28 protein-coding genes are annotated in these 25,357 nt (G+C 60.8%); 12 read left to right on the top strand and 16 right to left on the bottom strand.

Annotated features, from left to right (window positions below; genetic code table 11):
* Positions 1–36: 36 nt before the first annotated feature.
* Together ACR0IR_RS01595 and ACR0IR_RS01590 are read right to left on the bottom strand one after the other, a co-directional pair.
* Entirely contained in the window at positions 37–825 is a 789-nt protein-coding gene (locus tag ACR0IR_RS01595) for an SseB family protein (protein WP_170364748.1), read from the bottom strand.
* The gene (locus ACR0IR_RS01590) at positions 818–1,405 is read right to left on the bottom strand and encodes a uracil-DNA glycosylase family protein (RefSeq protein ID WP_170364750.1); all 588 of its coding nucleotides are present in this window, start codon (positions 1,403–1,405) and stop codon (positions 818–820) included. Before ACR0IR_RS01590 ends, ACR0IR_RS01595 begins: the two co-directional genes overlap by 8 nt.
* 234 nt (positions 1,406–1,639) lie before the next feature.
* Here ACR0IR_RS01590 and ACR0IR_RS01585 point away from each other — a divergent pair, with 234 nt between their 5' ends.
* Genes ACR0IR_RS01585 through ACR0IR_RS01570 form a run of 4 tightly spaced genes read left to right on the top strand, consistent with a single transcriptional unit; the run spans position 1,640 to position 6,202 of the window.
* A complete protein-coding gene (locus tag ACR0IR_RS01585) occupies positions 1,640–2,299 on the top strand; it encodes an ABC transporter ATP-binding protein (RefSeq protein ID WP_093964707.1) in 660 nt (219 codons plus the stop codon).
* Positions 2,277–3,851: a KpsE/RkpR family capsule polysaccharide export protein gene (locus ACR0IR_RS01580; RefSeq protein ID WP_170364752.1), complete on the top strand. Its 1,575-nt coding sequence runs from the start codon at positions 2,277–2,279 to the stop codon at positions 3,849–3,851. The genes ACR0IR_RS01585 and ACR0IR_RS01580 overlap by 23 nt, the downstream gene beginning before the upstream one ends.
* Positions 3,852–3,856: 5 nt before the next feature.
* Positions 3,857–4,690: a 3-deoxy-8-phosphooctulonate synthase gene (gene kdsA, locus ACR0IR_RS01575; RefSeq protein ID WP_170340066.1), complete on the top strand. Its 834-nt coding sequence runs from the start codon at positions 3,857–3,859 to the stop codon at positions 4,688–4,690.
* Between the two features lie 15 nt (positions 4,691–4,705).
* Positions 4,706–6,202: a phosphomannomutase/phosphoglucomutase gene (locus ACR0IR_RS01570; RefSeq protein ID WP_170364754.1), complete on the top strand. Its 1,497-nt coding sequence runs from the start codon at positions 4,706–4,708 to the stop codon at positions 6,200–6,202.
* 30 nt (positions 6,203–6,232) lie between these two features.
* Here ACR0IR_RS01570 and ACR0IR_RS01565 read toward each other — a convergent pair whose 3' ends face one another.
* Complete coding sequence (locus tag ACR0IR_RS01565) at positions 6,233–8,212, bottom strand: AsmA family protein (protein WP_170364755.1); 1,980 nt, start codon at positions 8,210–8,212, stop codon at positions 6,233–6,235.
* A gap of 98 nt (positions 8,213–8,310) precedes the next feature.
* Between ACR0IR_RS01565 and rimO the strand changes: the two genes are divergently transcribed.
* The gene (gene rimO / locus ACR0IR_RS01560) at positions 8,311–9,702 is read left to right on the top strand and encodes a 30S ribosomal protein S12 methylthiotransferase RimO (protein WP_170364758.1); all 1,392 of its coding nucleotides are present in this window, start codon (positions 8,311–8,313) and stop codon (positions 9,700–9,702) included.
* 58 nt (positions 9,703–9,760) lie between these two features.
* Here the strand turns inward: rimO and ACR0IR_RS01555 are convergent, their stop codons facing one another.
* Complete coding sequence (locus ACR0IR_RS01555; protein WP_244952318.1) at positions 9,761–9,949, bottom strand: hypothetical protein; 189 nt, start codon at positions 9,947–9,949, stop codon at positions 9,761–9,763.
* A gap of 229 nt (positions 9,950–10,178) precedes the next feature.
* Here ACR0IR_RS01555 and ACR0IR_RS01550 point away from each other — a divergent pair, with 229 nt between their 5' ends.
* The gene (locus tag ACR0IR_RS01550; protein ID WP_170340652.1) at positions 10,179–10,421 is read left to right on the top strand and encodes a CDGSH iron-sulfur domain-containing protein; all 243 of its coding nucleotides are present in this window, start codon (positions 10,179–10,181) and stop codon (positions 10,419–10,421) included.
* Between the two features lie 5 nt (positions 10,422–10,426).
* On the opposite strand, the gene ACR0IR_RS01545 is transcribed toward ACR0IR_RS01550, so the two are convergent.
* The 5 genes from ACR0IR_RS01545 to ACR0IR_RS01525 form a co-directional block, all read right to left on the bottom strand.
* Positions 10,427–10,684 carry a DUF6455 family protein gene (locus tag ACR0IR_RS01545; RefSeq protein ID WP_170364760.1) on the bottom strand — a complete coding sequence of 86 codons (258 nt, stop codon included), beginning with the start codon at positions 10,682–10,684 and terminating at the stop codon, positions 10,427–10,429.
* Positions 10,681–10,953 (bottom strand): DUF6455 family protein, encoded by a 273-nt coding sequence (locus tag ACR0IR_RS01540; RefSeq protein WP_302477416.1) that lies wholly within the window; start codon positions 10,951–10,953, stop codon positions 10,681–10,683. Before ACR0IR_RS01540 ends, ACR0IR_RS01545 begins: the two co-directional genes overlap by 4 nt.
* A gap of 17 nt (positions 10,954–10,970) precedes the next feature.
* Positions 10,971–11,222 carry a DUF6455 family protein gene (locus ACR0IR_RS01535; RefSeq protein ID WP_170364761.1) on the bottom strand — a complete coding sequence of 84 codons (252 nt, stop codon included), beginning with the start codon at positions 11,220–11,222 and terminating at the stop codon, positions 10,971–10,973.
* 69 nt (positions 11,223–11,291) lie between these two features.
* Positions 11,292–11,660 carry a YigZ family protein gene (locus tag ACR0IR_RS01530; protein ID WP_170364763.1) on the bottom strand — a complete coding sequence of 123 codons (369 nt, stop codon included), beginning with the start codon at positions 11,658–11,660 and terminating at the stop codon, positions 11,292–11,294.
* Positions 11,657–12,355 (bottom strand): M48 family metalloprotease, encoded by a 699-nt coding sequence (locus ACR0IR_RS01525; protein ID WP_170364765.1) that lies wholly within the window; start codon positions 12,353–12,355, stop codon positions 11,657–11,659. The genes ACR0IR_RS01530 and ACR0IR_RS01525 overlap by 4 nt, the downstream gene beginning before the upstream one ends.
* 118 nt (positions 12,356–12,473) lie before the next feature.
* Here ACR0IR_RS01525 and ACR0IR_RS01520 point away from each other — a divergent pair, with 118 nt between their 5' ends.
* Positions 12,474–12,713: a hypothetical protein gene (locus ACR0IR_RS01520; RefSeq protein WP_093964694.1), complete on the top strand. Its 240-nt coding sequence runs from the start codon at positions 12,474–12,476 to the stop codon at positions 12,711–12,713.
* Here the strand turns inward: ACR0IR_RS01520 and ACR0IR_RS01515 are convergent.
* Positions 12,710–12,985, bottom strand: a complete 276-nt coding sequence (locus tag ACR0IR_RS01515) for a DUF167 domain-containing protein (protein WP_170364767.1) — start codon at positions 12,983–12,985, stop codon at positions 12,710–12,712. The genes ACR0IR_RS01520 and ACR0IR_RS01515 overlap by 4 nt on opposite strands.
* A gap of 123 nt (positions 12,986–13,108) precedes the next feature.
* Here ACR0IR_RS01515 and ACR0IR_RS01510 point away from each other — a divergent pair, with 123 nt between their 5' ends.
* Positions 13,109–13,687, top strand: coding sequence for a nitroreductase family protein (locus ACR0IR_RS01510; protein ID WP_170364769.1), 579 nt, complete (start codon positions 13,109–13,111; stop codon positions 13,685–13,687).
* Positions 13,684–14,385, top strand: coding sequence for an EI24 domain-containing protein (locus tag ACR0IR_RS01505; protein ID WP_170364771.1), 702 nt, complete (start codon positions 13,684–13,686; stop codon positions 14,383–14,385). Before ACR0IR_RS01510 ends, ACR0IR_RS01505 begins: the two co-directional genes overlap by 4 nt.
* Here the strand turns inward: ACR0IR_RS01505 and ACR0IR_RS01500 are convergent, their stop codons facing one another.
* Together ACR0IR_RS01500 and mce are read right to left on the bottom strand one after the other, a co-directional pair.
* A complete protein-coding gene (locus tag ACR0IR_RS01500) occupies positions 14,386–14,661 on the bottom strand; it encodes a DUF1467 family protein (protein WP_093964691.1) in 276 nt (91 codons plus the stop codon).
* Positions 14,662–14,683: 22 nt separating this feature from the next.
* On the bottom strand, positions 14,684–15,088 hold the full coding sequence (gene mce / locus ACR0IR_RS01495) for a methylmalonyl-CoA epimerase (protein WP_093964690.1): 405 nt from the start codon (positions 15,086–15,088) through the stop codon (positions 14,684–14,686).
* A gap of 134 nt (positions 15,089–15,222) precedes the next feature.
* Here mce and ACR0IR_RS01490 point away from each other — a divergent pair, with 134 nt between their 5' ends.
* A complete protein-coding gene (locus tag ACR0IR_RS01490) occupies positions 15,223–15,942 on the top strand; it encodes a response regulator (protein WP_170364773.1) in 720 nt (239 codons plus the stop codon).
* A 263-nt stretch (positions 15,943–16,205) separates the two neighbouring features.
* Here ACR0IR_RS01490 and aspS read toward each other — a convergent pair whose 3' ends face one another.
* On the bottom strand, positions 16,206–17,981 hold the full coding sequence (gene aspS, locus ACR0IR_RS01485) for an aspartate--tRNA ligase (RefSeq protein ID WP_170364775.1): 1,776 nt from the start codon (positions 17,979–17,981) through the stop codon (positions 16,206–16,208).
* 195 nt (positions 17,982–18,176) lie between these two features.
* Between aspS and ACR0IR_RS01480 the strand changes: the two genes are divergently transcribed.
* Positions 18,177–19,403, top strand: coding sequence for an SAM-dependent methyltransferase (locus ACR0IR_RS01480; protein ID WP_170364776.1), 1,227 nt, complete (start codon positions 18,177–18,179; stop codon positions 19,401–19,403).
* A 5-nt stretch (positions 19,404–19,408) separates the two neighbouring features.
* Here ACR0IR_RS01480 and ACR0IR_RS01475 read toward each other — a convergent pair whose 3' ends face one another.
* From ACR0IR_RS01475 to ACR0IR_RS01465, 3 genes are read right to left on the bottom strand one after another with little or no spacing between them, the layout of a single operon-like run.
* A complete protein-coding gene (locus ACR0IR_RS01475; RefSeq protein ID WP_170364779.1) occupies positions 19,409–20,080 on the bottom strand; it encodes a CPBP family intramembrane glutamic endopeptidase in 672 nt (223 codons plus the stop codon).
* Positions 20,077–20,724 (bottom strand): aminotransferase class IV family protein, encoded by a 648-nt coding sequence (locus ACR0IR_RS01470; RefSeq protein WP_170364780.1) that lies wholly within the window; start codon positions 20,722–20,724, stop codon positions 20,077–20,079. The genes ACR0IR_RS01475 and ACR0IR_RS01470 overlap by 4 nt, the downstream gene beginning before the upstream one ends.
* Positions 20,679–21,800, bottom strand: a complete 1,122-nt coding sequence (locus tag ACR0IR_RS01465; protein WP_480434118.1) for an aminodeoxychorismate synthase component I — start codon at positions 21,798–21,800, stop codon at positions 20,679–20,681. Before ACR0IR_RS01465 ends, ACR0IR_RS01470 begins: the two co-directional genes overlap by 46 nt.
* Before the next feature lie 184 nt (positions 21,801–21,984).
* On the opposite strand from ACR0IR_RS01465, the gene carB reads away from it, so the two are divergent.
* Positions 21,985–25,338, top strand: coding sequence for a carbamoyl-phosphate synthase large subunit (gene carB, locus ACR0IR_RS01460; RefSeq protein ID WP_170364784.1), 3,354 nt, complete (start codon positions 21,985–21,987; stop codon positions 25,336–25,338).
* The last annotated feature ends 19 nt before the right edge of the window (positions 25,339–25,357 follow it).

Here is a 25,357-nt window from a genome sequence, read left to right as displayed (position 1 = left end):
CGGGGAGCAAACCATCCCTGCGCCGAAGCCTCGACTTCACTTCAAGATCGGGGGGCTGTCCGGGTCGCTTCCGGGCGCTGGTCGGGACCCGGAGGCGCGCACAGGATCGGGGATATCAAATCGCAGGCCCACTTTCGCCAATGCTGCGGCGGCAGGATCGCTGGGCGCGAAAAACCCGACATCCAAGGCACCAGCCTCAATCCCCGAGAATGTCAGAGCTTCGGACACCGCCTTGGCCAGGGCCGTCTGGGCACCGGGTACCGCGTCAACGAAACCAAGAAGATGACCCTGCCCACCGCCCTCGGCGCGGGTTCCGGCGAGATATGCGGCGGAGGCCAGACCTGAAGCTGTGGCCAGTTTGGTGTCCAGCGCCGTCAGCAAAATGTCGGGCAACCCCGCGGGCGGAAGGAACTCCGTCAGACGGGATTGCACTTCTTGCGGGGCATGGCTGAGGGTTTCCGCAAGCCAGCCCAACGCTTCGGCGGGGATGAGCATCGACGACGGCGCCACCTCGAGGTTCAGCCCCAACCCAATGCCCTGCCCTGCAAGCATCCCCGCCAGAACCCGCCCGGACAGAGCGGCATATGGGGCAGGACGGCCCGCAAACTGCGCCAGTCGGTCTTCGCGGTCAAAGGCCAGCACAAACCGACCATCAGCCACGTCAAACAGCTCGGGCGAGATGTTTTCGTCTCGCGCCTCTTCGGTCAGCAACAGAAACAGTTCATTGTCCGCGAGCCGTTCGAAAAACCTCAGCCGCGCGGCATCGTTCTGAGGGTCGGCCTCCATCTGGGCATGCGCAATGTCCAGCGCGGTCGTGTCAGTCATCCATCACCTCTTTGACCCGGGCACGCAGCACCGGCAGCAGGTCCGTTTCGAACCAGGGATTTTTCTTCAGCCATGCCGTATTGCGCCATGACGGATGAGGCAAGGCAAATACCCGCGGCGCATGCTGTTGCCAATTGCGCACCGTATCGGTCACCGAAGTTTGTGCGCCCAGATGGAAATGATGCGCGTGGCCACCGACAAGGATGGTCAACGGAACATCGCCAAGTTCACTCATCACCCTGTGATGCCAAGTCTTCTTGCAGATCGCCGGCGGCGGCAAGTCCGCCTTTCGCGCATCGTACCCCGGAAAACAAAACGCCATCGGAACGATCGAAACCCGCGCCTGATCGTAGAATTGCCCTTCCTCCAACCCCAGCCAATCCCGCAGCCGGTCGCCTGAGGGGTCGGTGAATGGTCGGCCGCTCTCATGGACCCGTGCCCCGGGAGCTTGCCCTGCGATCAGGATGCGCGCACCGGGGCGGAACCACACCACCGGGCGCGGCTGATGCGCGGTCGCAGTCGCAGCGAAGCGGTCGGCGCACAACCGGCACGATCTGATTTCTTCCGCAAGTGGCTTCACCTGATCTCCTGCCCTTTGGCGCTTGTTGCAATCCTGGGATGGATCATAGTCGTTCCCTCAAACCGATCCAGTTGTCGGCTTTGTGCGTCACAATTGTGGCTAGGCGTTTCGAACGCGCATTGAACATTTGTTTCATATTTCGACATAATGTGGCCAACATGGAGCGTTAGAACATCCGGCCGTAAGCCAGCCACCGGTGGCCGCACCCAAAGCAAAAACATGAGCAGGCCGTGAATGCTTGAGTTCGAGAATGTCAGCAAGTCCTTCTGGACCGGGACTCGCCGCAAGGTGATCCTGGACAGGGTCTCGTTCCGGGTCGAGCTGGGAAAATCACTTGGCGTTCTGGCCCCGAACGGCACCGGAAAAACCACGCTTATCAACATGATGGCCGGGCTCGAAAAGCCCGACGAAGGCGTGATCCGCCGAGAGTGCCGGGTGTCTTTCCCCATGGGCTTTGCCGGCGGCGTTTCCAAGAAGATGTCCGCGCTCGAGAATGCCCGTTACATCGCCAAGATTTATGGAATGGACCCCGACTATGTCGAGGCTTACTGCAGCTGGATGTGCGACTTGGGCGAGTATTTCAACCAACCCTTGGCGACGTACTCAGCCGGCATGCGCGCCCGTTTCACCTTTTCGTTGATGCTGGCCCTAGATTTCGACATGTACCTGATCGACGAAGGTATGCCTGCCACCACCGATGTCGAATTCAACAAAAAAGCGGGTTCAATCCTGCAGGAACGCTTGCGAACCACGACTTTGGTGATTGTGTCACACAATCCCAAAACCCTCGAAAAATTCGCCCGCCAGGCCGCTGTGCTTGTGGATGGGCAGCTTCATATGTTTGACTCCTTGGAAGAGGCGACGCAGCTATATGACTACCAAACCCAAGGTTAAAAAATACGACCCGAACCATGCCTCGCAGGCCGAAGGCACGGTCGAGGCGCGTGCCGAGGCGATTTCGCGCATCCGAAAAGCAACCCAACCGACCGAGGAAGCCCCGGCCGGAACTGAACTGGATGCCATCAAGAAAGAAGGGTTGACCGGTCGTCAGCTGCGCATAGCCCGACGCATGGCGCAGAAACACGGTCTGGCTGCGACGTCGGACTACGATGCCGTGCGTCTGCTACGAAAAAAGGGGATCGATCCGTTTCCGCGCTCCAACCTTCTGGATTTTGCGGCGGGTTCTTCCGATACCGCGGATGCGGAAGACCAGCCAAAAGACAAGGTCACGATCCAGCTGCCGCAAACGGTGAAAGAAAAGCAACAGACCCTTCCCGGCCCCGAATGGAGCCCGGCACAGCGGCGCGAATTCGAAATCGGCCAGATTCAGAAGGATATCGCCCGTCGGCGCAGACGAAAGTTGTTTGGTCTGTTTGCCCGTCTATTCGCCTTTGTTCTGCTGCCCACGATCATTGTCGGCTATTACTTCTATCGCATAGCCACTCCGATGTACGCCAGCGAGTCCGCGTTTTCCATTCTACAGGCAGATGGTGGCGCTGGTGAGATCGGCGGGCTTTTGGCCGGGACGCAATACGCAACCACGCAGGACTCGGTCGCGACTCAGGAGTTCCTTGAATCCAAGGATGCGCTCAACCGTCTGGAACGGGACACTGGTTTTGCCGAGATTTTCAAGCAGGACTGGATAGATCCGATTCAAAGACTGCCTCAGGACGCCACGCTGGAAGAGGCGTTTAAACTTTACAAGCGCATGGTCACAATCGGCTATGACCCCAGCGACGGTATCATCCGGATGGAGGTTGCAGCACCCGACCCGGACACCGCCGTCGACCTGTCAAATCTTCTGATTTCCTACGCCGAAGAAAAGATCAACGGCCTCACCGAGCTTAAGCGCGAAGATCAAATGCGAGATGCTCTGCAGTCCTTCGAGGACGCTCAGGAAGAACGGCGCAAAGCCCAGGAAGCGCTGATCGAACTGCAGTTGCAGGGTGCCGTGCTGGACCCCGAAAACGTGATTGCCGGGCTGCGCGCCCGCATCAACGAGATCGAGATACAGCTTCAAGACAAGGAATTGGAACTGGCGGCGTTGCTGGACAACCTTCGGCCGAACAAAGCCAAGGTCGACGGCGTCCAAGCCGACATCAACCGGCTTGAGGCCGTGCTAAAGGAGCTCAATGCCGAGATGCTGGACGCCTCCGCCGGCGAAAACTCGCTGGCGCGGTTGAGCGTTCGGATCCAGATGGCACAGGCCGATCTGGCCGCACGGGACATGATGCTGCAATCGGCCATGCAGCAAATGGAAACCGCCCGGACCGAGGCCAACCGCAAGGTTCGATACCTCACCGTTTCCGTGAACCCGGTCGCCAGTCAGGAGCCCACCTATCCGCGAAAGTTCGAAAATACGATTTTGGCTTTCCTGTTGTTTGCTGGTATCTACCTGATGATTTCGCTGACTACGTCAGTCCTTCGTGAACAGGTATCCTCGTAGAGCTCATGAAACATGTAAAAATAGCCAACGTCACCGTTGGCAACGACCTTCCGCTGACCATCATCGCGGGCCCTTGCCAGCTTGAAACGGCGGATCACGCACAGATGATCGCGGGAAGGATGAAAGAAGCCTGTGAAGCCGCGGGGGCACAGTATGTGTTCAAGGCCTCATATGACAAAGCCAACCGTACGTCCCTGTCCGGGAAACGCGGCATGGGGATCGAGGCCGGGCTGAAGGTGCTGGATGACATTCGCAAAACGATGGGTATTCCGGTCCTGACGGATGTCCACACTGAAGCGCAATGTGCCATCGCGGCCGAGGCGGTGGATATTCTGCAAATCCCGGCCTTCCTGTGCCGCCAGACAGACATGCTGCTGGCAGCCGGAGAAACAGGCAAGGCCGTCAACGTCAAGAAGGGTCAGTTCCTGGCCCCCTGGGAAATGCCAAACATCGTCGAAAAGATCGAAAGCACGGGCAACCACAACATCCTGCTGACCGAGCGCGGAACCTCGTTTGGCTACAATACGCTTGTCGCCGACATGCGATCCCTGCCGCAAATGGCGCAAACCGGGTATCCGGTTGTCATGGATGCAACCCATTCCGTTCAACAGCCCGGTGGCCGAGGCGGCTCGTCCGGCGGGCAGCGGGAATTTGCACCGGTAATGGCCCGCGCGGCCGTGGCCCTGGGCGTCGGTGCCGTATTCATTGAAACGCATCAGGATCCGGACACGGCGCCGTCTGATGGGCCGAATATGATCCCGTTGGACCAAATGGGCCAACTGATTGACACATTGATGCGTTTCGATGCCCTGGCCAAGGCCAACCCAGTTCAGATTTAACGATCGAGATTTTCCATGACCAAACCAATCCCCGAGGTGACCCCGAACACCTGGAGCTTTCTGCGCGATGCGATGATCAAACCCACCGGGTTTCGTGAATATGATGCCCGCTGGAAATACCCTGACGAGATCAACCTGCCGGGGATGACGGCTCTTGGTCTTGGCTTGGGAACTCAGATGCACAAGCGTGGGATCGAGCCGGTAATCGCGGTCGGCAACGACTACCGCGACTATTCTCTGGCGATCAAGAATGCGTTGGTTCTGGGCCTCATGCAGGCCGGCATCCAGGTCAAGGATATTGGCCCGGCGCTGAGCCCGATGGCGTATTTCGCCCAATTCCACTTGGATGTTCCTGCAGTCGCCATGGTGACGGCCAGCCACAACCCCAATGGCTGGACCGGGGTGAAGATGGGCTTTGACCGCCCTCTGACCCACGGCCCTGACGAAATGGCCGAGCTGCGCGACATCGTGCTGAACGGCGAAGGCGTGGCACGCCCCGGCGGGTCCTATGAATTCGTGGACGGCGTGAAAGAGGCCTATATCGACGATCTGGTCGGTGATTTCAAAATGTCGCGCCCCCTCAAGGTGGTCTGCGCGACGGGGAACGGCACCGCATCTGCCTTTGCCCCCGAGATCTTTGAGCGGATCGGGGTCGAGGTCGTGCCCAGCCACAACCGGTTGGATTACACCTTCCCCAACTACAACCCGAACCCCGAAGCGATGGAGATGTTGCACGACATGGCTGACGCCGTCAAAGCCAGCGGTGCGGACCTCGCGCTTGGGTTTGACGGGGACGGCGATCGCTGCGGTGTGGTCGATGACGAGGGCGAGGAGATCTTTGCCGACAAGGTCGGTGTCATAATGGCGCGTGATTTGGCCAAGCTGCATCCCGGCGCGACATTCGTGGCCGACGTGAAATCGACCGGCCTGTTCGCCAGCGATCCCGAACTGCAGGCCCATGGCGTCAAGGCGGATTACTGGAAAACCGGCCACAGCCACATGAAACGGCGCGTGAAGGAGATCGGCGCTTTGGCCGGGTTCGAAAAGTCGGGCCATTACTTTCTGGCCGAGCCAATCGGGCGTGGATACGACTGCGGAATGCGGGTCGCGGTGGAAATCTGCAAACTGATGGACCGAAACCCGGGACAGAGCATGTCCGATCTGCGTCGCGCCCTGCCCAAGACGTGGTCGACCCCGACCATGTCGCCCTATGCTGCCGATACCGAAAAGTATGACATCCTCGCCCGGTTGGTGGACAAGCTCGTTGCCAAGGCCGAGGCGGGTGAAACATTGGCCGGTCGGCCGATCAAGGAAGTCGTGACCGTCAATGGTGCCCGCGTCATCCTCGACAATGGCAGTTGGGGCCTGGTCCGGGCGTCTTCGAACACGCCCAACCTGGTGGTGGTCTGCGAAAGCAGCGAGAGCGAAGATGAGATGCGGGCAATTTTCGCCGATATCGATGCCGTGATCCGCACCGAGCCGGGTGTGGGCGACTACGACCAGACGATCTGAGCAAAAAAGTGGCGCTGAGACGCCCCTTTCTCAATCCCGTCCGAGCAGTTTCAGCAAGCCCTTTTTGGCCTCGTCCTCAAGCTTCTGCTTCAGTGCATCCTCGACCTGTTCGCTGTCGGAGATGGTTGTATTCAATTCTTCTCCGACCTTCTTCAGCGCCTTGTCCTTCGCGTCCTGCTCCAGTTCCTTGAGCTTTTCTTCCGTCGCAGCTTCGATCACCTTGCTCAGGTCGGGCTTGATCGACGGATCGCTCCACGGTCCCTTGATCCGCACGGGCACGGCAATGCCATTGCCGCCGTTCGCCCGCAGTGCGACCGGCGTGAACACATAGTCGATATCGCGCGCACCCAGCCCGACGCGGCCCGCGCCATCGGCACGGAAATTGTCAAGCTGCATCAGAAGATCGTTGTTCGTCAGGTTACCGTCCTGAATCGTGTAGGTGGCAGTCAGGCTGTTGAAGACGGTGGTTCCTCCACTGCCTTCGCCGCGCCCCATCAAACGATCCAGATCAAACCCGGAGATCACCCCCTTGCCGACGTCCAGGCTGCCCTTGCCGCTGAGTGAGCGCATGATTTGAGCTTCGGTTTGCCCCACTCCCAGGAATTGCAAAGTTCCGGACGCTGTACCCGACAGACGTTCGACACCGCCCAATGTGGTCAAAGCCTGCTTGAGGTCGATACCGGTGGCGGTCAGGTTGCCCCCGACCGACAGTCCGTTTCTGTTGTTGGCAACGACTTCTCCGGTCAGCTTTCCGGAAAACAGCGTTGCCGGTTCCATTTTCAGAACCGCACGCGATCGATCCAGACTGAGGCTCAGATCGCTGGGGCCAAAGGTCATATCCGGAATAGAGATCGAATTGGCTTTCAACCGGATCGTTCCATTTGCCAACGAAAGGGGTGACGCGTCGATCGGCGCCTGGGACCAGCCTTCGGGCGCCTGTTTGCCTCCTCCGCCCGTGCCGCCGCTGTTGGGCGCGCTGCCGGCCGTTGCCTGCGTCAGGTCAAGGTCACCAGTACTCAGCCGCGCAGTAATCTTCGGTGGGCTCGCGATAACGATATCTGCGGCACCGTCAAAACTGTTCTGATCCAGAACGGCCCGCATATCCCGCAAGGAAATGCGCCCATCCTTGGTGTAGGTCATCTTGCCGGACACATCCGCGACCCGTCCAAGTCCCATGGGGACTGACACCCCACCCTGACCAAAAGCGGCCAGCATCGCGTCGGTGTTTGTGGTCTGGACATGAGTTTTGCCGTCCATTTCACCGGCCAGGTTGACGCGTCCGTCAAAGCTGATCTCTCCGCCCGGCGCTGTCAGGCCAAGAACCAATGGCGTCACCGCGCCACTGGAGAATGCAGGTAAATCAGGGATTTCCAGATCAACCTCAACCGCGCCACCGGGCACCGGCATTGATGCGCTCATCTTCATCGGCGCAGTGACATCAGGCCAACTGGCCTTCAGATCGACCCCGGAAAAGTCCATCTGAGGGACACCGTTTTCCACATAAACCAGACGCGCGTTGCTGAGCTCCAGTTGGTCAAGGGTCACGGTTCCGGTCTCGGTCGGTGCCGCAGAGTTGGGTGCGGGCGCATCTGCATTGCCAGAGCCCGTGTTTGACGCTCCGGTTTGCGGCGCCGACATTTCCCAGTTGCCCCGCCCTTGTGACAGCTCCAGCCGCAAGACCGGATCTTCGGACACGACGCGCCGGATACGCACATCCCCCGCCAACAGCGCTGAGGCATCCACGCCAACTGCCAGGCTTTGCGCGCTCAGCATCGGTTCAGAGCTGGCCCAAGGTGCGTTCCCAAACGTAACCGGCCCGGTTTCCATTCCCAGAACCGGCCAAAAGGACAGGCGGACATCACCGGACAACGTCAGTTCACGTCCGGTCTGCGCCTTGACCTGTTCGGCGAGGATTTTGCCCAGCTTGTCGCCGGGCATCAAAAGCAACGCCCCGATCACCAGCCCCGCGACCGCAACCAGAATGAATAGAATGCGTATCAGCCACTTCATGATTTGCTCTCTGCCTTGCCGGCTTTTTGCCTCAGCTTCGATGTTCCTCGCGTGCGAAGGATTTGCAAGGGGAAGATTTCCCCACTATATGCCGCGCAATGAGCACCAACCCGCCAAACCTACGCCCCGATCTGGCACCCGCAGCCCGGATCACCGACGCACCGCGCAGCGGCCAACCCACCATCGGAATGGTGTCCTTGGGATGTCCCAAGGCACTGGTCGACAGCGAGCGCATCCTGACGCGCCTGCGCGCCGAAGGATACGGAATCTCGCCCGACTATTCAGGTGCGGATGCCGTGATCGTGAACACCTGCGGATTTCTGGATAGCGCCAAGGCCGAAAGCCTCGAAGCAATCGGCGAGGCGCTGGTGGAAAATGGCAAGGTCATCGTGACCGGGTGCCTGGGCGCGGAACCTGACTACATCCGCGAACATCACCCCCGTATCCTGGCTGTGACCGGGCCGCATCAGTATGAACAAGTGCTGGATGCCGTTCACGCCGCCGTTCCGCCTGATCCCAATCCGTATTTGGATCTGTTGCCGGCTTCGGGCGTGAAGCTGACCCCGCGCCACTACAGCTATCTCAAGATTTCCGAGGGCTGTGATCACAAGTGCAAATTCTGCATCATCCCCGATATGCGCGGAAAACTGGCCAGCCGACCGGCCCACGCCGTTCTGCGCGAGGCTGAAAAACTGGTCGACAACGGTGTGCGCGAATTGCTGGTGATCAGCCAGGACACCTCGGCCTTTGGTCTGGATCGCAAATACGATGTGAATCCCTGGAAAGACAGGGAGGTGCGCAGCCACATTACCGATCTGGCCCGCGAACTGGGCCAACTGGATGCGTGGATACGACTGCACTACGTCTACCCCTATCCACATGTGCGCGAGTTGATCCCGCTGATGGCGGATGCAGGCAGCAACCTTTTGCCCTACCTGGACATCCCGTTCCAACACGCGCATCCGGACGTTCTGAAACGAATGGCGCGCCCCGCTGCCGGCGCCAAGACACTGGACGAGATCGCCGCCTGGCGCGCGATATGCCCCGACATCACGCTGCGATCGACCTTCATTGTCGGCTACCCCGGGGAGACCGAGGCCGAGTTCCAGACCCTGCTGGATTGGATGGACGAGGCGCAGTTGGACCGCGTCGGGTGCTTCCAATACGAAAACGTTGAAGGGGCCCGCTCGAACGACTTGCCGGATCACGTCCCGGATGAGATCAAGCAAGAGCGCTGGGAGCGTTTCATGCAAAAGGCCCAGGCGATTTCCGAAGCGAAACTGGCGTCGAAAGTGGGCCAGAGGATCCAAGTGATCGTGGATGAGGTGGATGCCGAAGCCGCCACCTGCCGCACCAAGTCAGACGCGCCTGAGATCGATGGCAACCTGTTCATCGACGACGGTCATGAAAACCTGAAACCCGGCGACGTCGTCCTTGTTCAGGTCGACGAGGCTGGTGAATACGATCTGTGGGGGAAGCTGGTGCGCTGAACCGCCATCCGGCGGAAGAAGGCAGACGGCCCCCAAATCGGGACCGTCTGCTAAAAGCTTATTGAGTGACCGGGTTACACACGGTCTGGCCGGCCTCGGTGGTGGCCAGTTCATAGCCTGCCGAACAGCTGGGCGAGCCATATTTGTCATAGCTTGGCTGAACGTAAACCGGGGTGGGCTCTTCCTGCTGCGAGCAAGCAGTCAGGATCAAAACAAAGGCGCCGGCGGCAGCGAATTTCAGTTTCATGTCCATCAATCCTTTAATACTTTTCTGATATTGCCCAACTTTTCGGGGCCAGGTTAAGGATACGGGCAGTTCGGCTTTCTGGCAACAGATACGGTCACATCCGTGTGATCAGAGGCGAATCCACGCTTGCACCGCGACGTGCCACCGCCGGACCGGGACGCGCGAACTACACATTTCTCTGCGTTGGGCTAAGCTCTCGGATGTCCCTTTCAACAGCCGGAGCGCCAATATGCCAAAAGGATCTCAAATCGCCCAGAAATCGCCCTACCCCATCGAAGTGACTGAAGGCAAAAGCTACTTCTGGTGCGCTTGCGGACGCTCCAAACGTCAGCCATTCTGCGACGGTTCGCACAAGGAAACCGGGATCGAGCCGGTAAAATATGTAGCAGAATCAAGCAAGAAGGTCTTCTTCTGCGGATGCAAGCAAACCGCCAATCCACCGCTGTGCGACGGAAGCCATTCCAAGCTTTAGGCCATTCAGGTCAGCGCATTCAAAGCTTTGGCATTGGCGCAAAAATCCGGGGCAGCGGTTGCCCGGCTTTGTTGGCAAGCAAGCCAGACGGCACATCTTTCGCTGCAGTCAGCGGCTCGACAACGGGTCACCATTTCGCTATATCCCTGCGCGGTCAGCCGCCCTTCGGCGATAGCTTCGGACAGCGAGATTTCCATGCAGCGCGCAACCGACCGCGTCAGCCAGAAGTGTTTTTCTATGTCTCCGAGTCGCACATGTTTCATTGTTTTTCCTGATTCTGCAGCGTCTTAAGTTTGGCGAATCGGTTCCTGTTCGGACATGTCTCCGGAGCCTCAACCCTTTCACCTCGGTGCGTCTGCCAATCGCTACAGTCGCAAGCCCACTCGCAGCCCCGGCACCGTCCCACCATGCGCGCCCATTCGTCGGGACTGAGCCGACCCGTGCGATGGGCATCTACAAGGTCAACGCCGGTCGCCTGCCCCATCCGCAGAACAAGGCGTACATGCTTCATGGTCTGGCCAAGGACGTTCATGGTTCTGCCCGTCCGCGCTAGAGTGCAAGCCTGGCCAGCAACTCCTGGTTTCGGCAATACTCCGGAGGCCGTCCGTCGCTGTTTTGAAGCGCCAACGTGCGGTCGCAGTGATCGGGGTTTGTACAGCCTGTACAGCGCAGCACCGCGTCGGTGATTTCGTCGATGGAAACCGAACCGCCGATTGCGGCCTCCTGTAGGTCAACGCCCAGTTTCAGGGCCATACGATCCACCAAAGCGGCGTGGCGGCGCAGTTCTTCGCGTCTGGACATCCGAGTTCCTTTCGCTGTCTCGCTGAAGAGAACCCTAGCGCCATAACCCCACGGTGCCCTTGATTCAGGTCAAGAGACGACCCCCAGGTGGTCAAGGTAGGCCCGTGTGGCGTCCTGGACCCGCCTGAAACGATCTCCGCCCAGCTTTTTGCCGCCATACCATCGGGTCACAATGACCACGTGATCCTGCACACCGGCGCGTTCCAACATGCGCAATATGACCATCCCCGCACCGGTTTCGCCATCATCTGTCTTGAGAGCGCCGGTCGGCAAAATCGCGGCCCACGTGTTATGGGTCGCCTTGGCATATGCCTTGTCCGATTTAAGGTCGCGCAATACCGCATCGACCTCATCCCGCGACCTGACGGGAGCACCGCTCACCGCGTATTTCGAGCCTCGATCCGTCAGAACGACCCCCATCCGCTGGATCTGGGTCATTGGGTCAGGCCGAGCTGGGCGGCTGTTTCCAGAACAACTTCGATGCGCTTGGCATTGGGCGGATGAGACGCCAGAAAGCGGTCACCCGGATCGGGAATCCGGCCGAAATAGGCCATGCCGACTAGCGGATTGTACCCAGCCGAATAGGTGATCAAAGTTCCCATCCGGTCCGCTTCAAGCTCGAATTCTTTCGTATAGCTCTGAACTCCGACCTCGGCACCCAGCTTCTGAGCACGTTCAATTCCGGCCGCGTCCTCGCCTTGCGCCTCAGCCAGTTCTCCGAAAATTCGAGCCCCTTCCTTGGCGTTTTTTACCTGCCGGGCGATGTGGCCCAGGATGTGATGCGCCGCCTCGTGTCCCATCACGAACGCCATCTCGTCAGCGTTCTGCGTCGACTTGACCATTTCCTGCGTGAAAATAATGAACGGGCGCCCATCCTTGTCCAACGTCTGGAACGCATTTGGCTCGGCAAACGGATCCGTGTCGATCAGAATGCCGAAATCGCAGTTCTGCCCTGGTGTCTCGCGCTGACAGACTTTTTGCGCCGCCGCCCCGACCGACCTGCTGACCTGCTGAAACGTCAGTGCCGAGTCGCGCAGTTCGGGCGAGGACGGTGACCAATCATCAACTGCAATGAACCCGCCCGCAGTGCATGCGGACACAACCAAGACCAGCAAAAACCTGAGGCGGTGCATTCCGGATCCTTTCTGTTCGTGCCGGCAGGAAAGCTTAGCGCGATGTGGCCCCCCTGACCACAGCCCGAAACCCAATCAGCGGGTTGCATTGCGATCGCAGGCTGGGCAGTCTGGGAACATGTTTTCGATTGAGCATGAATTCGACTCGACAGTCATTACCCTGGTGGACGAAGGCCCGGAGCCTTTGCAAGAAGACGTGGTGATCAACAGTTTCGCCGAGTGCGTAACAATCGAGCAGTTGGACCCCCGAACGGACCAGATGCAGAAAATCACCCTTTCGCCCGAACAGGTGCGCGATCTTGCCGCCGCTCTGGATCTGCCCGAAGGGGTCTACCAGATCAGGGAGACACCAGCCTAGGGATCGTAGACAAAGACCTTGTCGCGCCCTGTATGGCCTTTTTTCAGCGTCAAAGCTGACGGTGAGGCACCCATGGCCCGGGCCAGCAGCTTGACCACGGCCAGGTTCGCCTTTCCATCCTCGGGCACGGCGGTGACAGCGATGTGCACTGTCGCCCCGCCGAAAGAAATCCGGTCCTGCGCAGCTTTGGGAGTCACCCGCACGGGAATCGATTGCCCGGGTCGCGCCAGATGCGCAAGGTCCGGCAGGTTTCGCAGTTTCGGTTTTGCCATCACGTTCTCTTCCGCATTTGGACGGTGCCGGGTGGCACAATATGCAACAGTTTTGCATCTTGCCCTTGAAACCGGCGCGTGTCTGCCCGAGATACGACAGAACCATGTAAAGGAATTTAACATATGACGCTGAAAAACCCGGCTGCGTTCGAGTTCCTGCAGTCGCGCAGGTCACGGCCCGCCAAGACGTTGATGGCCCCGGCGCCGACCCGCGACGAATTGATCCCGTTGCTGACCGCAGCCGCTCGCAGCCCCGATCATGGCAAGTTGGAACCTTGGCGGTTCATCGTCATCGAAAAAGGCGCAATGCCGCGATTGGCCGATCTGACCGAGGAACGAGGCGTTGCGCTGGGGAAAAGCCCCGAAGACATTGCCAAGGCCCGTAGTCAGTTCGATATGGGGCATCTCGCTGTTGCCGTCATCGAAGTGCAAAAACCATCGCCGAAAATCCCTGGAATCGAACAAACCTACTCGGCCGGGGCGGTCTGCCTTGCACTGCTCAACGCAGCCCTTGCTGCGGGTTGGGGTGCCAACTGGCTTTCAGGTTGGCAGTCGCACGACCGCGAATTCTGCGAACGCGGTTTGGGCCTGGCCGACAATGAACGCATTGCCGGACTGATTCACATCGCAACCGAAGGGGCCACGCCGCCCGAAAGGCCCCGCCCGGACGTGGCCGCAGTCACCGAGTGGGTGACGGAATGATTATCCTCAACGCGTTCTTCGCGGCCTTGGGACAGCTCGGCGATGCTCGATTCCGATCGGTGCTACTGCGCGGTGTCGGCCTGACGATCCTGCTGCTTGTTGTTGCCTGTGCGGTTGCGATTTGGGGCATCAACGCCCTTGCTGGTCAGGAGATCTCGCTGCCATTTGTCGGCGACGTCCCGTGGTTGAACGACGTTCTGAACTATTCAGGGATCTTTCTGGTTCTGATCCTGCCGGTCTTTCTGATGGTGCCGGTGGCCTCAGCCATCACATCGATGTTTCTGGATGAGGTCGCACAGGCCGTTGAAGACCGGCATTACCCGAACCTACCCCCCGTCCCGTCCGTCCCGATCTGGGACGCGGTGCTGGACTCGCTGGGATTCTTGGGTGTGTTGATTGTTGCCAACGTATTGGCGTTGGCCCTTTACGCGCTGTTCACACCCCTCGCTCCGTTCATCTTTTGGGGGATGAACGGGTTTTTGCTGGGTCGGGAGTATTTCACGCTGGCGGCCATGCGCCGGATCGGGCGCGACGGTGCGCGGGCGTTGCGGGCACGCCATGCCGGGACGATCTGGGTCGCCGGAACCTTGATGGCCATCCCCCTGTCGGTCCCGCTGGTGAACCTTTTCATTCCGATCATCGGAGCCGCAACGTTCACGCATATCTTTCATGGGCTGTCGCGACAGGCCGAGCGCTGATTACTCGCGCGGTTCCATCTGGTTCAACCAGTCGAAATCACGAACTGAGATTACGCCAGAAACAATGATCCCTGCGATCACCGCCCACAACACGATAGAAATACCGGTGGTGATCCAGATCTTTTTTTTCATGTGGTGAACTTCCGGAGCGCCCGCATGGGTCCCCGGCACGATGTCGCCCAGATCGCCTTGCGTCTTGATGCGGACCGGCAGCACGACCAACAAGGTCATGAACCAGATCACGGCGAACAATACCAGCGCAGCAGTGATTGTCATTTCGGCGCCTCCTCAGCCCGGCTCAGACTTGCTCCAGCTCCACAAGGCACCCGTTGAAGTCCTTGGGGTGCAAAAACAGCACGGGCTTGCCGTGCGCGCCGATTTTGGGTTCTCCGGTTCCCAGAACGCGGGCACCGGTCGCCTTCAGGTGATCCCGTGCGGCGATGATGTCCTCGACCTCATAACAGACATGGTGGATGCCACCCGCCGGGTTCTTTTCCAGGAAGCCGTTGATCGGGCTGTCGTCGCCCAGCGGGTACAGCAGCTCGATCTTGGTATTGGGCAGTTCGATGAAGACAACCGTAACGCCATGATCCGGTTCATCCTGAGGTTCACCAACCTTGGCGCCCAGCGCGTTGCGGTATTGGGCGGATGCGGCCTCGAGGTCGGGCACGGCGATGGCGACATGGTTCAGGCGGCCAATCATGGCAGTCTCCTCTGTTCTGCGTTGCAGCGTTTATGGGGGCTGCCCTGTCAAAGGGCAAGTGCGCCAAAACGCGCGTTAACCCTGTGTTAGCCAGGAGTTCCTAGCGTGGGGCATCTGCTGAAAGGAGTTCTGCCATGGACGATTCGGTGCCGTTCGCCCCATCCGCCGTCGCCCCCAGCGCCACCCGGCCTTTGCTGGGTCAGACCATTCTGGTTGTCGAGGACAGTCGTTATGCCTGTGATGCGATGCGACTGATGTGCCTGCACAGCGGCGCCCGCATTCGCCGGGCCGATTGCCTGAGGTCGGCGCGCAGGCACCTTCAGATCTATCGCCCGTCGGTGATCGTGGTTGACATGGGCCTGCCGGACGGCTCTGGCGCAGACCTGATCGCGGAACTGAACGCGGTTTCCCCACGTATCAGCGTCATCCTTGGTATGTCCGGCGACGACTGCGCCGAAACGCTTGCCTTGCAAGCCGGAGCCGATGGTTTTCTGGCGAAACCGTTGAATTCGCAAATCAGCTTCCAAAGGGCCATCCTGGAAAACCTTCCCGAAGACCGCCGCCCGGGTACGCTCCAATCCGTCAAAGACGAACAGATCTGCCCCGATCCGCTGGCTTATCAGGATGACATGGCGCATATCGCAGATGTTCTGACCGGGCCAGCGGATTCACGCACTCTGGACTATGCCGCCCAATTCCTGCGCGGTGTTGCCCGAGATGCCGAGGATACGGTTCTGGAACAGGCCGCCCATGACCTCGCATCCTCACGTGCCAAGGGCGCTCCGGTAACAGCCTTGGCCGCGCGGGTTGCCGGCCTTGTCCAAAGCCGTCTTGAAAGACGAAAGGCGATCTGAATGACCTTGGCCTATTTCGTGACAACGGCCATGCTCTGCGCTTGGTGGTATTGGCACACCCGCAGATCCGCACGGACCATTCGCGCCAACCGCGAGAAACAGCCGAACTGGGTGGACTGAATTCAAGTTCAAGGGGTTTTAGCCACTTGGAAAACGCGGGCACCGATAAGCACTGAAGTACTTGGCGGAAAGTTCGCTTCGCGCCACCGCAGTAGTTTTGACCGCACCCAAAGGTTTTTCACACTCTGGGTACGGTCCTTGGCTCATTCCTGAGGGATGACCCGCAGGCCCAGTTCCATCAGCTGATCCGAAGTCGGGTCCGAAGGCGCTTGCATCATCAGATCTTCGGCGCGCTGGTTCATCGGGAACATCATGACCTCGCGGATGTTGGCCTCGTCCGCAAGCAGCATGACGATCCGGTCGATACCGGCGGCGCAGCCCCCGTGCGGCGGAGCTCCATAGTGGAACGCGTTGAACAGCGCGCCAAAGCGGCTTTTGACCTCGTCCTCGCCGTAGCCGGCCAGTTCGAACGCCTTGAGCATGATCTCGGGCTTGTGGTTCCGGATCGCGCCCGACACCAGCTCGTAACCGTTGCAGGCCAGGTCGTACTGATAGCCTTTGACCTCAAGCGGGTCGCCCTGCAGTGCCTCCATGCCGCCTTGCGGCATCGAGAACGGGTTGTGTTCGAAATCGATCTCGCCGGTTTCCTCGTCCTTCTCGTAGATCGGGAAATCCACGATCCAGGCAAAGGCGAACCGGTCCTTGTCGGTAAGGCCCAGCTCCTCGCCGATAACATCGCGCGCTTTGCCGGCGACTTTTTCAAAGGCTTTGGGCTTACCACCCAAGAAGAACGCCGCGTCACCAACACCCAGGCCCAGCTGCTGGCGAATTGCCTCTGTGCGTTCGGGGCCGATGTTCTTGGCCAGCGGGCCTGCAGCTTCCATCCCCTCACCCTGATCGCGCCAGAAGATATAGCCCATGCCGGGCAGACCTTCTTTCTGGGCAAAGGCGTTCATGCGGTCGCAGAACTTGCGGCTGCCGCCACCCGGCGCGGGGATCGCGCGGATCTCGGTGCCTTCCTGTTCCAGCAGCTTGGCGAAGATTGCGAAACCGGACCCGCGGAAGTGTTCCGACACCACCTGCATCTTGATCGGGTTGCGCAGATCGGGCTTGTCGGTGCCATACCACAGCGCCGCGTCTTTGTAGGAAATCTGCGGCCATTCCTGATCAACCTTCCGGCCGCCGCCGAACTCTTCGAAGATACCCGTCAGAACCGGCTGGATCGTGTCGAACACGTCCTGCTGGGTGACGAAGGACATCTCGAGGTCGAGCTGGTAGAAATCCGTGGGCGACCGGTCGGCGCGCGGGTCTTCGTCGCGGAAGCAGGGGGCGATCTGGAAATACTTGTCGAAGCCCGACACCATGATCAGCTGCTTGAACTGCTGCGGCGCCTGCGGCAACGCATAGAACTTGCCCGGATGCAGGCGCGAGGGCACCAGGAAGTCGCGCGCGCCCTCGGGGCTGGACGCGGTGATGATCGGCGTCTGATATTCGCGGAAGCCCTGATCCCACATGCGGCGGCGCATGCTGGCCACCACGTCCGAGCGCAGTGCCATGTTGCGCTGCATCGCCTCGCGACGCAGGTCCAGGTAGCGATAGCGCAGGCGGGTTTCTTCGGGGTATTCCTGATCACCGAACACCATCAGCGGCAGCTCCTCGGCCGCGCCCAGCACTTCCAGTTCGCGGACATAAACCTCGATCTCGCCGGTGGGCAGCTTGGGGTTCACCAATTCGGGGTCGCGCGCCTTGACCGTGCCATCGATGCGGATGCACCATTCCGAGCGCACTTTCTCCAACGCGCTGAACGCAGCACTGTCGCCGTCGCACAGAACCTGGGTCACGCCATAGTGGTCGCGCAAGTCGATGAACAGCACGCCGCCGTGATCTCGCACCCGATGAACCCAACCCGACAGGCGGACGGTTTCACCGACATTGGCGGCGGTCAGATCGGCGCAGGTGTGGCTGCGATAGGCGTGCATGGATGATATCCCTTCGGGCGCTGAATTCGTCGCGCCGATACACCGCGATCGGGTCGGGAAGTCAAGTGTCGGGGCGCGATGCGGGCCGGAATGCAGACAAATTCGAAAAAAATCGCTATGTTTCGGACATGTGAACTCAAATAGTTTTCCCGGCACGCGGGAGCCAGGCCCCTTGAGCAAGGAGGTTTTCGGCCGATGTGGCAAACTGTTTTGGATCGCGTATTGCGGGGTTTTATCACCCGCGGAACTCTGCGGATCACCTATCCTGACGGGACGGCGCGCACCTATGGCGACGCCACCCAGCCCGAGGCGCATATCACCCTGCATGACCCCGCTTTGATGGCGCGCTTGGTGCGCAATCCCGAGATGGCTTTTGGCGAGGGCTACATGAACGGCACCCTGACCGTCGACGAGGGCGGCCTGGAAAGTGCCATGCGGATCGCGATTCGATGCGCGGCCAGCGGGTCATTGCCCTTGCTGCAGCAGATCCAGGACTGGGCCGGGTATCTGCTGCGATCAATCCTGCAGCGCAACTCGGTCCACTCGGCGCGGCGCAACGTGGCGCATCACTATGACCTGTCCGACAACTTTTACCGGCTGATGCTGGACCCTGACATGCAGTACAGCTGCGCCTATTTCCAGCAGCCCTGGATGACTTTGGAACAGGCGCAAGCCGCCAAAAAGGCGCATATCGCGCGCAAGCTGTGCCTGGAGCCCGGCATGCGCGTGCTGGACATCGGCTGCGGCTGGGGCGGTCTGGCCCTGACGCTGGCGCGTGACCACGGCGTGCAGGTGACCGGGCTGACCCTGTCACAGAACCAGCACCGCACCGCGACTGCACGGGTGCAGCAGGCCGGGCTGACCGACCGCATCGAAATTCGGCTGATGGACTACCGGCAGATGCAGGATCAGTTCGACCGGATCGTCTCGGTCGGGATGCTGGAGCATGTGGGCGCGCCACAGCTGCGCACCTATTTCGACCGGGTCGCAGCCCTGTTGAAGCCCGACGGCGTGGCGTTGATCCATTCCATCGGCCGCAACGGGCCGCCCACCGGCCAGTCGCCCTGGCTGAACAAGTACATCTTCCCGGGCGGCTATGTCCCGTCGCTCGAGGAAATCGTCAGACCCGTGGCACGCACCGGTCTGTGGTTTCTGGATGTCGAAAGCCTGCGGCTGCATTATGCTCTGACCCTGCGCGCCTGGCGCGACCGGTTCGAGAGCAACCTGGACCAAGTGCGCGCGATGTATGATGACCGGTTCATCCGCATGTGGCGGTTCTATCTGACCGCCTGCATCCTAGTGTTCGAAGAGCGCGACCAGACCGTGTTCCAACTGCAGCTGGGCCATCGCCGCGACGCGGTGCCGTTGACGCGGGACTATCTGTATCAGCCCGATCAGGACATGCGCGATGCCGCCGAGTAGAGCCGCTAGAACGGGCGCTGCACGTTGCCGGAATAGAAGAACACGCCCAGCCCGGCGGCAAAGATGATGTTGCCCGCGACCGCGTGCAGCAGCACCGCATAGAAGAACGACCCGCGCTTGCGGTAGGCCCATGAAAACAGCAGCCCGCCCGCGAATGTCATCACGGTGACGATCCAGCTCCAATACATCAGGTGCGCAAAGGCAAACAGCCCGGCGTTCAGCAACGGCAAGGCCGCGCCGTTAGGCAGGATCGCGTGATAGCGGCGATAGAACAGTGTGCGGAACAGCAGTTCTTGCGGCAGTGCCGACAGCAACGGATAGCCCAGCCAAATCACGGCCAGAAATTCGGGCCGGTTCAGCAGCAGATAAAAGGCCGCATCGGGGCGCGTAGCCATCACCAGGGCCGAACAAATTGCCGCCATTGCCAGAGAGAACCCGATCACCTCGACCCAGCGCCAGTTGCGCCAGCCATAGCGCAGCTCGGCCCAGGAAAAGCCCGGGGTGCGGTGCAGCAGGGCGATCCCGACAGCGGTGAAGAAGAACAGGGCCGGAAACATCCAGTCGGGTGGAAACAGAACCGCGATCAGCAAGGGGACCGCGACATAGAACGCCACGAATTCAGCCTTCAGGCGCAGGTTCGATACCTGCAATCCACGCGCAGAACTGTGGTCGCTCATGGCAGCCTCACCTCGGCCGGGATCAAACCGCGCAAGGAATTGCCCATCCAGACCCGGTGCGCGGCTGCCAGGTCATGCAGGGTCAAGACTGCCTCGGCCGCGCGTCCGGTTTCGAGCAACTCCTCACGCAGGATGCCCGGCAGCAGGCCCGCGGCAACCGGAGGTGTCAGAAGGCGCCCGTCTTCAGTTTCGACGAACAGGTTGGTGATGGTGCCCTCGCACAGTTCATCCCGTTCGTTCAGGAACAACAGCTCGTCCACGCCGTCGGGTAATTCCGCCCGTGCCTGATCATAGATCGCGCGGCGGGTGGTCTTGTGGCGCAGCCAGATGTCCGAGGACGTCAGCCTTGTTGTCGCCAGACCCACCGTCCAGCCCGGCGGGTTGTCTGCCAGAGGCCCCGTAGTGACCTCGGGCTTGCCGGTGATGTCCAGCGTCAGCCGACACCGCAGCGAGTCCGCTCCGGACACACCGTCCACCACTTTGCCGACGCGCCGCACGTCGAACCGAACACCCAGCCAGTCCGCAGTCCGCGCCATGCGCCGCAGGTGACGGGTCACACGTACAAAGCCCTGCCCGGGCCGAAACGCAAAGGTTTCGATCAGGCGGAAATCAGGCTCAGTTGGTGCGCGAACCGGGCTTTCCATAGCGCTTCCTCATATTCCGACGCGGCGGTGCTGTCCCAGACGACGCCTCCGCCGACGTTCAACGTGGCCCGATTGCCCTCGACCATCAAGGTCCGGATCGCGACGTTGAACTCCGACCGCCCGTCCGGGGCGGCCCAGCCGATGGTGCCGCAGTAGATGTCGCGCGGCCAAGGCTCCAGATCCGACAGGATCTCCATCGCACGGATCTTGGGCGCCCCGGTAATCGAGCCACAGGGAAACAGCGCCCTCAGGATGTCGGACAGCCCCGCCCCTACCTGCAGCCGCGCCTGCACCAGCGACACCATCTGATGCACGGTGGCGTAGGTCTCGACCTTGAACAGCTCGGGCACCTGAACGGTTCCCGGCAGCGCCACACGGCTGATGTCATTGCGCAGAAGGTCCACGATCATCAGGTTCTCGGCCCGGTTCTTTTCGTCCGAGGACAGGAAATCGCGCCGCCAGGCATCCTCGGCCAGATCGGCGCTGCGCGGCTGAGTGCCCTTCATCGGCCGGGTCTCGATCATCCCGGCGGCATCGGTGCGGAAGAACAGCTCGGGCGAGCGGCTGAGCAGATCGGGCAGCCCGTCCTGCTGGACCAATGCGCCATGGCCGACCGGCTGTCCGGCGGTCAGCGCGGCATAGAGCGCGGCGCTGTCGCCCTCGGTTTCCAGGTCGATGGGAAAGGTCAGGTTGGCCTGATAGATGTCGCCGGCCCCGATCGCATCATGCACGGTGCGGAAGGCTTCGGCATAGCGCGCCTCGCTCCAACGCGGCTGGAACGCAGTCAGCCCGGCCGCACCGAACGGCAGGTCCTGCACGCTCGGGCCGTCGAACACCCCAAAGCACAATAGCGGCAATCGACGGGTCGCGGGCAGCCTTGCGGCCAGCTTGGGCTCAAGCGCATAGCCAAGCTCGTAGCTGGCATATCCGGCCAGCCAGCCGCCCTGCGCGCGCGCGTCATCCAGCGCCGCCAATGCCTGGGGCACCTGCTCCGCCCGGTCGGCGCGGATCACCTGGGCAGGCCGGTCGAAACCGGTGCCCGGACCGGCGGGTCCATGATCGAAACGAATGCGCAATTGCTTCCTCATCTGTCGTGCAGCGGCATATAGAGAATACGGTGCCAAGGGAAAGGGGGGAAAGCGGCAATTTCGCTTCCGTTTCCGATCCCCCTTGCACCTTTTGCCCGGGTCCCTATAACGCACGACAATTTGGGCGCATGGGCGGCGCCCGCGACTCGTGCAAAATCGAAGGGGCCAGGCCATGCCGAAGAGAACCGACATCCAGTCGATCATGATCATCGGGGCGGGGCCCATTGTCATCGGGCAAGCTTGCGAATTCGACTATTCCGGCGCCCAGGCCTGCAAGGCCCTGCGCGAGGAAGGGTATCGGGTCATCTTGGTGAACTCGAACCCCGCAACGATCATGACCGACCCCGAACTGGCCGACGCCACCTATATCGAGCCGATCACGCCCGAGGTCGTCGCCAAGATCATCGAAAAGGAACGCCCTGACGCCCTGCTGCCCACGATGGGAGGTCAGACCGGCCTGAACACCTCCTTGGCGCTGGAGGAGATGGGCGTGCTGGAAAAATTCGGCGTCGAGATGATCGGGGCCAAGCGCGAGGCCATCGAAATGGCCGAGGACCGCAAGCTGTTCCGCGAAGCGATGGACCGCCTGGGCCTTGAAAACCCCAAGGCCACCATCGTCACCGCCCCCAAAAAAGCCGACGGTTCTGCCGACCTGGATGCCGGCGTGCAAATGGCCCTGGACGAGCTGGAAAACATCGGCTTGCCCGCGATCATCCGCCCGGCCTTTACCTTGGGCGGCACCGGCGGCGGTGTGGCTTACAACCGTGAGGATTACATCCACTTTTGCCGCTCGGGCATGGATGCCTCGCCGGTGAACCAGATCCTCGTCGACGAAAGCCTTCTGGGCTGGAAAGAATATGAAATGGAGGTGGTGCGCGACACTGCCGACAACGCGATCATCGTCTGCTCGATCGAGAACGTCGATCCGATGGGCGTGCATACCGGTGACTCGATCACCGTGGCCCCTGCGCTGACGCTGACCGACAAGGAATACCAGATCATGCGCAACGGCTCGATCGCCGTTCTGCGCGAGATCGGCGTCGAAACGGGCGGATCGAACGTGCAATGGGCGATCAACCCGGCAGACGGCCGCATGGTCGTGATCGAGATGAACCCGCGTGTGTCGCGCTCGTCAGCGCTGGCGTCCAAGGCGACAGGCTTCCCGATCGCCAAGATAGCCGCCAAGCTGGCGGTGGGCTACACGCTGGACGAGCTGGACAATGACATCACCAAGGTCACGCCTGCGTCTTTCGAACCGACCATCGACTATGTCGTCACCAAAATCCCGAAATTCGCTTTCGAGAAATTCCCCGGATCCGAGCCTTACCTGACCACCGCGATGAAATCGGTGGGTGAAGCCATGTCCATCGGTCGTACCATCCACGAATCGATGCAAAAGGCGCTGGCTTCGATGGAATCGGGCCTGACCGGGTTTGACGAAGTTGAAATTCCGGGCCTGAGCATCGGCCCATGGGATGCGGTCGAAAGCAGCGACGACAAGGCACATGTCATCAAGGCCATCAGTAAGCAGACACCCGACCGTTTGCGCACCATCGCGCAGGCGATGCGCCACGGTCTGACCGACGACGAAATTTTTGCCGTCACCAAGTTCGACCCGTGGTTCCTGGCCCGTATCCGCGAGATCATCGAAGCGGAACGCACCGTCCGCAAGGACGGCCTGCCGATGACCGAGGACGGCCTGCGCCGGCTCAAGATGCTGGGCTTTACCGACGCGCGTCTGGGCAATCTGGCCGGCCGCGACGAGGCCAACGTGCGCCGCGCCCGCCACAATCTGGGCGTCACCGCCGTTTTCAAGCGGATCGACACCTGCGCCGCCGAGTTCGAGGCGCAGACGCCCTACATGTACTCGACCTACGAGGCCCCAACGATGGGCGAGGTAGAATGCGAGGCGCGCCCAAGCGACCGCAAGAAGGTCGTCATTCTGGGCGGCGGCCCCAACCGGATCGGCCAGGGGATCGAGTTCGACTATTGCTGCTGCCACGCCTGTTTCGCGCTGACCGACGCGGGCTATGAAACCATCATGGTCAACTGCAACCCCGAGACGGTGTCGACCGACTACGACACCTCGGACCGGCTGTATTTCGAGCCGCTGACCTTTGAACACGTCATGGAAATCCTGCGGACCGAGCAGCAGAACGGCACACTGCACGGTGTGATCGTTCAGTTCGGTGGTCAGACCCCGCTGAAGCTGGCCAATGCGCTCGAGGCCGAAGGTATTCCGATCCTGGGCACCACGCCCGACGCGATCGACCTGGCCGAAGACCGCGAACGGTTCCAGGCACTGGTCAACGATCTGGGCCTGAAACAACCCAAGAACGGCATCGCTTCGACCGACGCGCAAGCGCTTGAGATTGCAGAAGAGATCGGGTTCCCGCTGGTGATCCGCCCGTCCTACGTGCTGGGCGGCCGCGCGATGGAGATCGTGCGCGACATGGATCAGCTGAAGCGCTACATCAACGAGGCCGTGGTGGTCTCGGGCGACAGCCCCGTGCTGCTGGACAGCTACTTGGCCGGGGCGGTCGAACTGGACGTGGACGCGCTGTGCGACGGCAAGGATGTCCATGTGGCCGGCATCATGCAGCATATCGAAGAGGCCGGTGTGCACTCGGGCGACTCGGCCTGTTCGCTGCCGCCATATTCGCTGTCGAAAGAGATCATCGCCGAGATCAAGGAGCAGACCTACAAGCTGGCCAAGGCGCTGAACGTGGTCGGCCTGATGAACGTGCAGTTCGCGATCAAGGATGACGAGATCTACCTGATCGAGGTCAACCCGCGCGCCAGCCGCACCGTGCCCTTCGTGGCCAAGGCGACTGACAGCGCCATTGCCTCGATCGCCGCGCGGGTGATGGCGGGCGAGCCGCTGTCGAACTTCCCGCAACGCCCGCCCTACAAGGAAGGTCAGGACACCAAGATCGCCGACCAGATGACCCTGGCCGACCCGGACATGCCCTGGTTCTCGGTGAAAGAGGCGGTGCTGCCCTTTGCTCGCTTCCCCGGTGTCGATACCATCCTCGGCCCCGAGATGCGCTCGACCGGTGAGGTCATGGGCTGGGACCGCGACTTCCCCCGCGCCTTCCTCAAGGCGCAGATGGGCGCGGGCATGGTGCTGCCGTCCAAGGGACGGGCTTTCATCTCGATCAAGGATGCCGACAAGGGTCCGGCGATGATCGAGGCTGCGCAGGTTCTGGTCGAGCAGGGATTCTCGCTGGTGGCCACTCGCGGAACACAGACATGGCTGGAGTCCAAGGGCGTGCCCTGTGACGTGGTCAACAAGGTGTACGAGGGCCGCCCCGATGTGGTGGACATGCTGAAGGACGGTCAGGTCCAGTTGGTCATGAACACCACCGAAGGCGCGCAGGCAGTCGAGGACAGCAAGGCCATCCGCTCGATCGCGCTTTATGACAAGATCCCCTACTACACCACGGCTGCGGCCAGCCATGCCGCCGCCCTGGCCATCAAGGCGCAGGCTGAAGGGGATGTGGAGGTCAAATCGCTACAGGGTTGATGCCCGCAGCGGACAAGCA

The organism is Ruegeria sp. CF2, assembly GCF_056537385.1.
The sequence above is the reverse complement of the archived record's forward strand: the minus strand, read 5'-3'. Positions and strand labels throughout refer to the sequence as shown.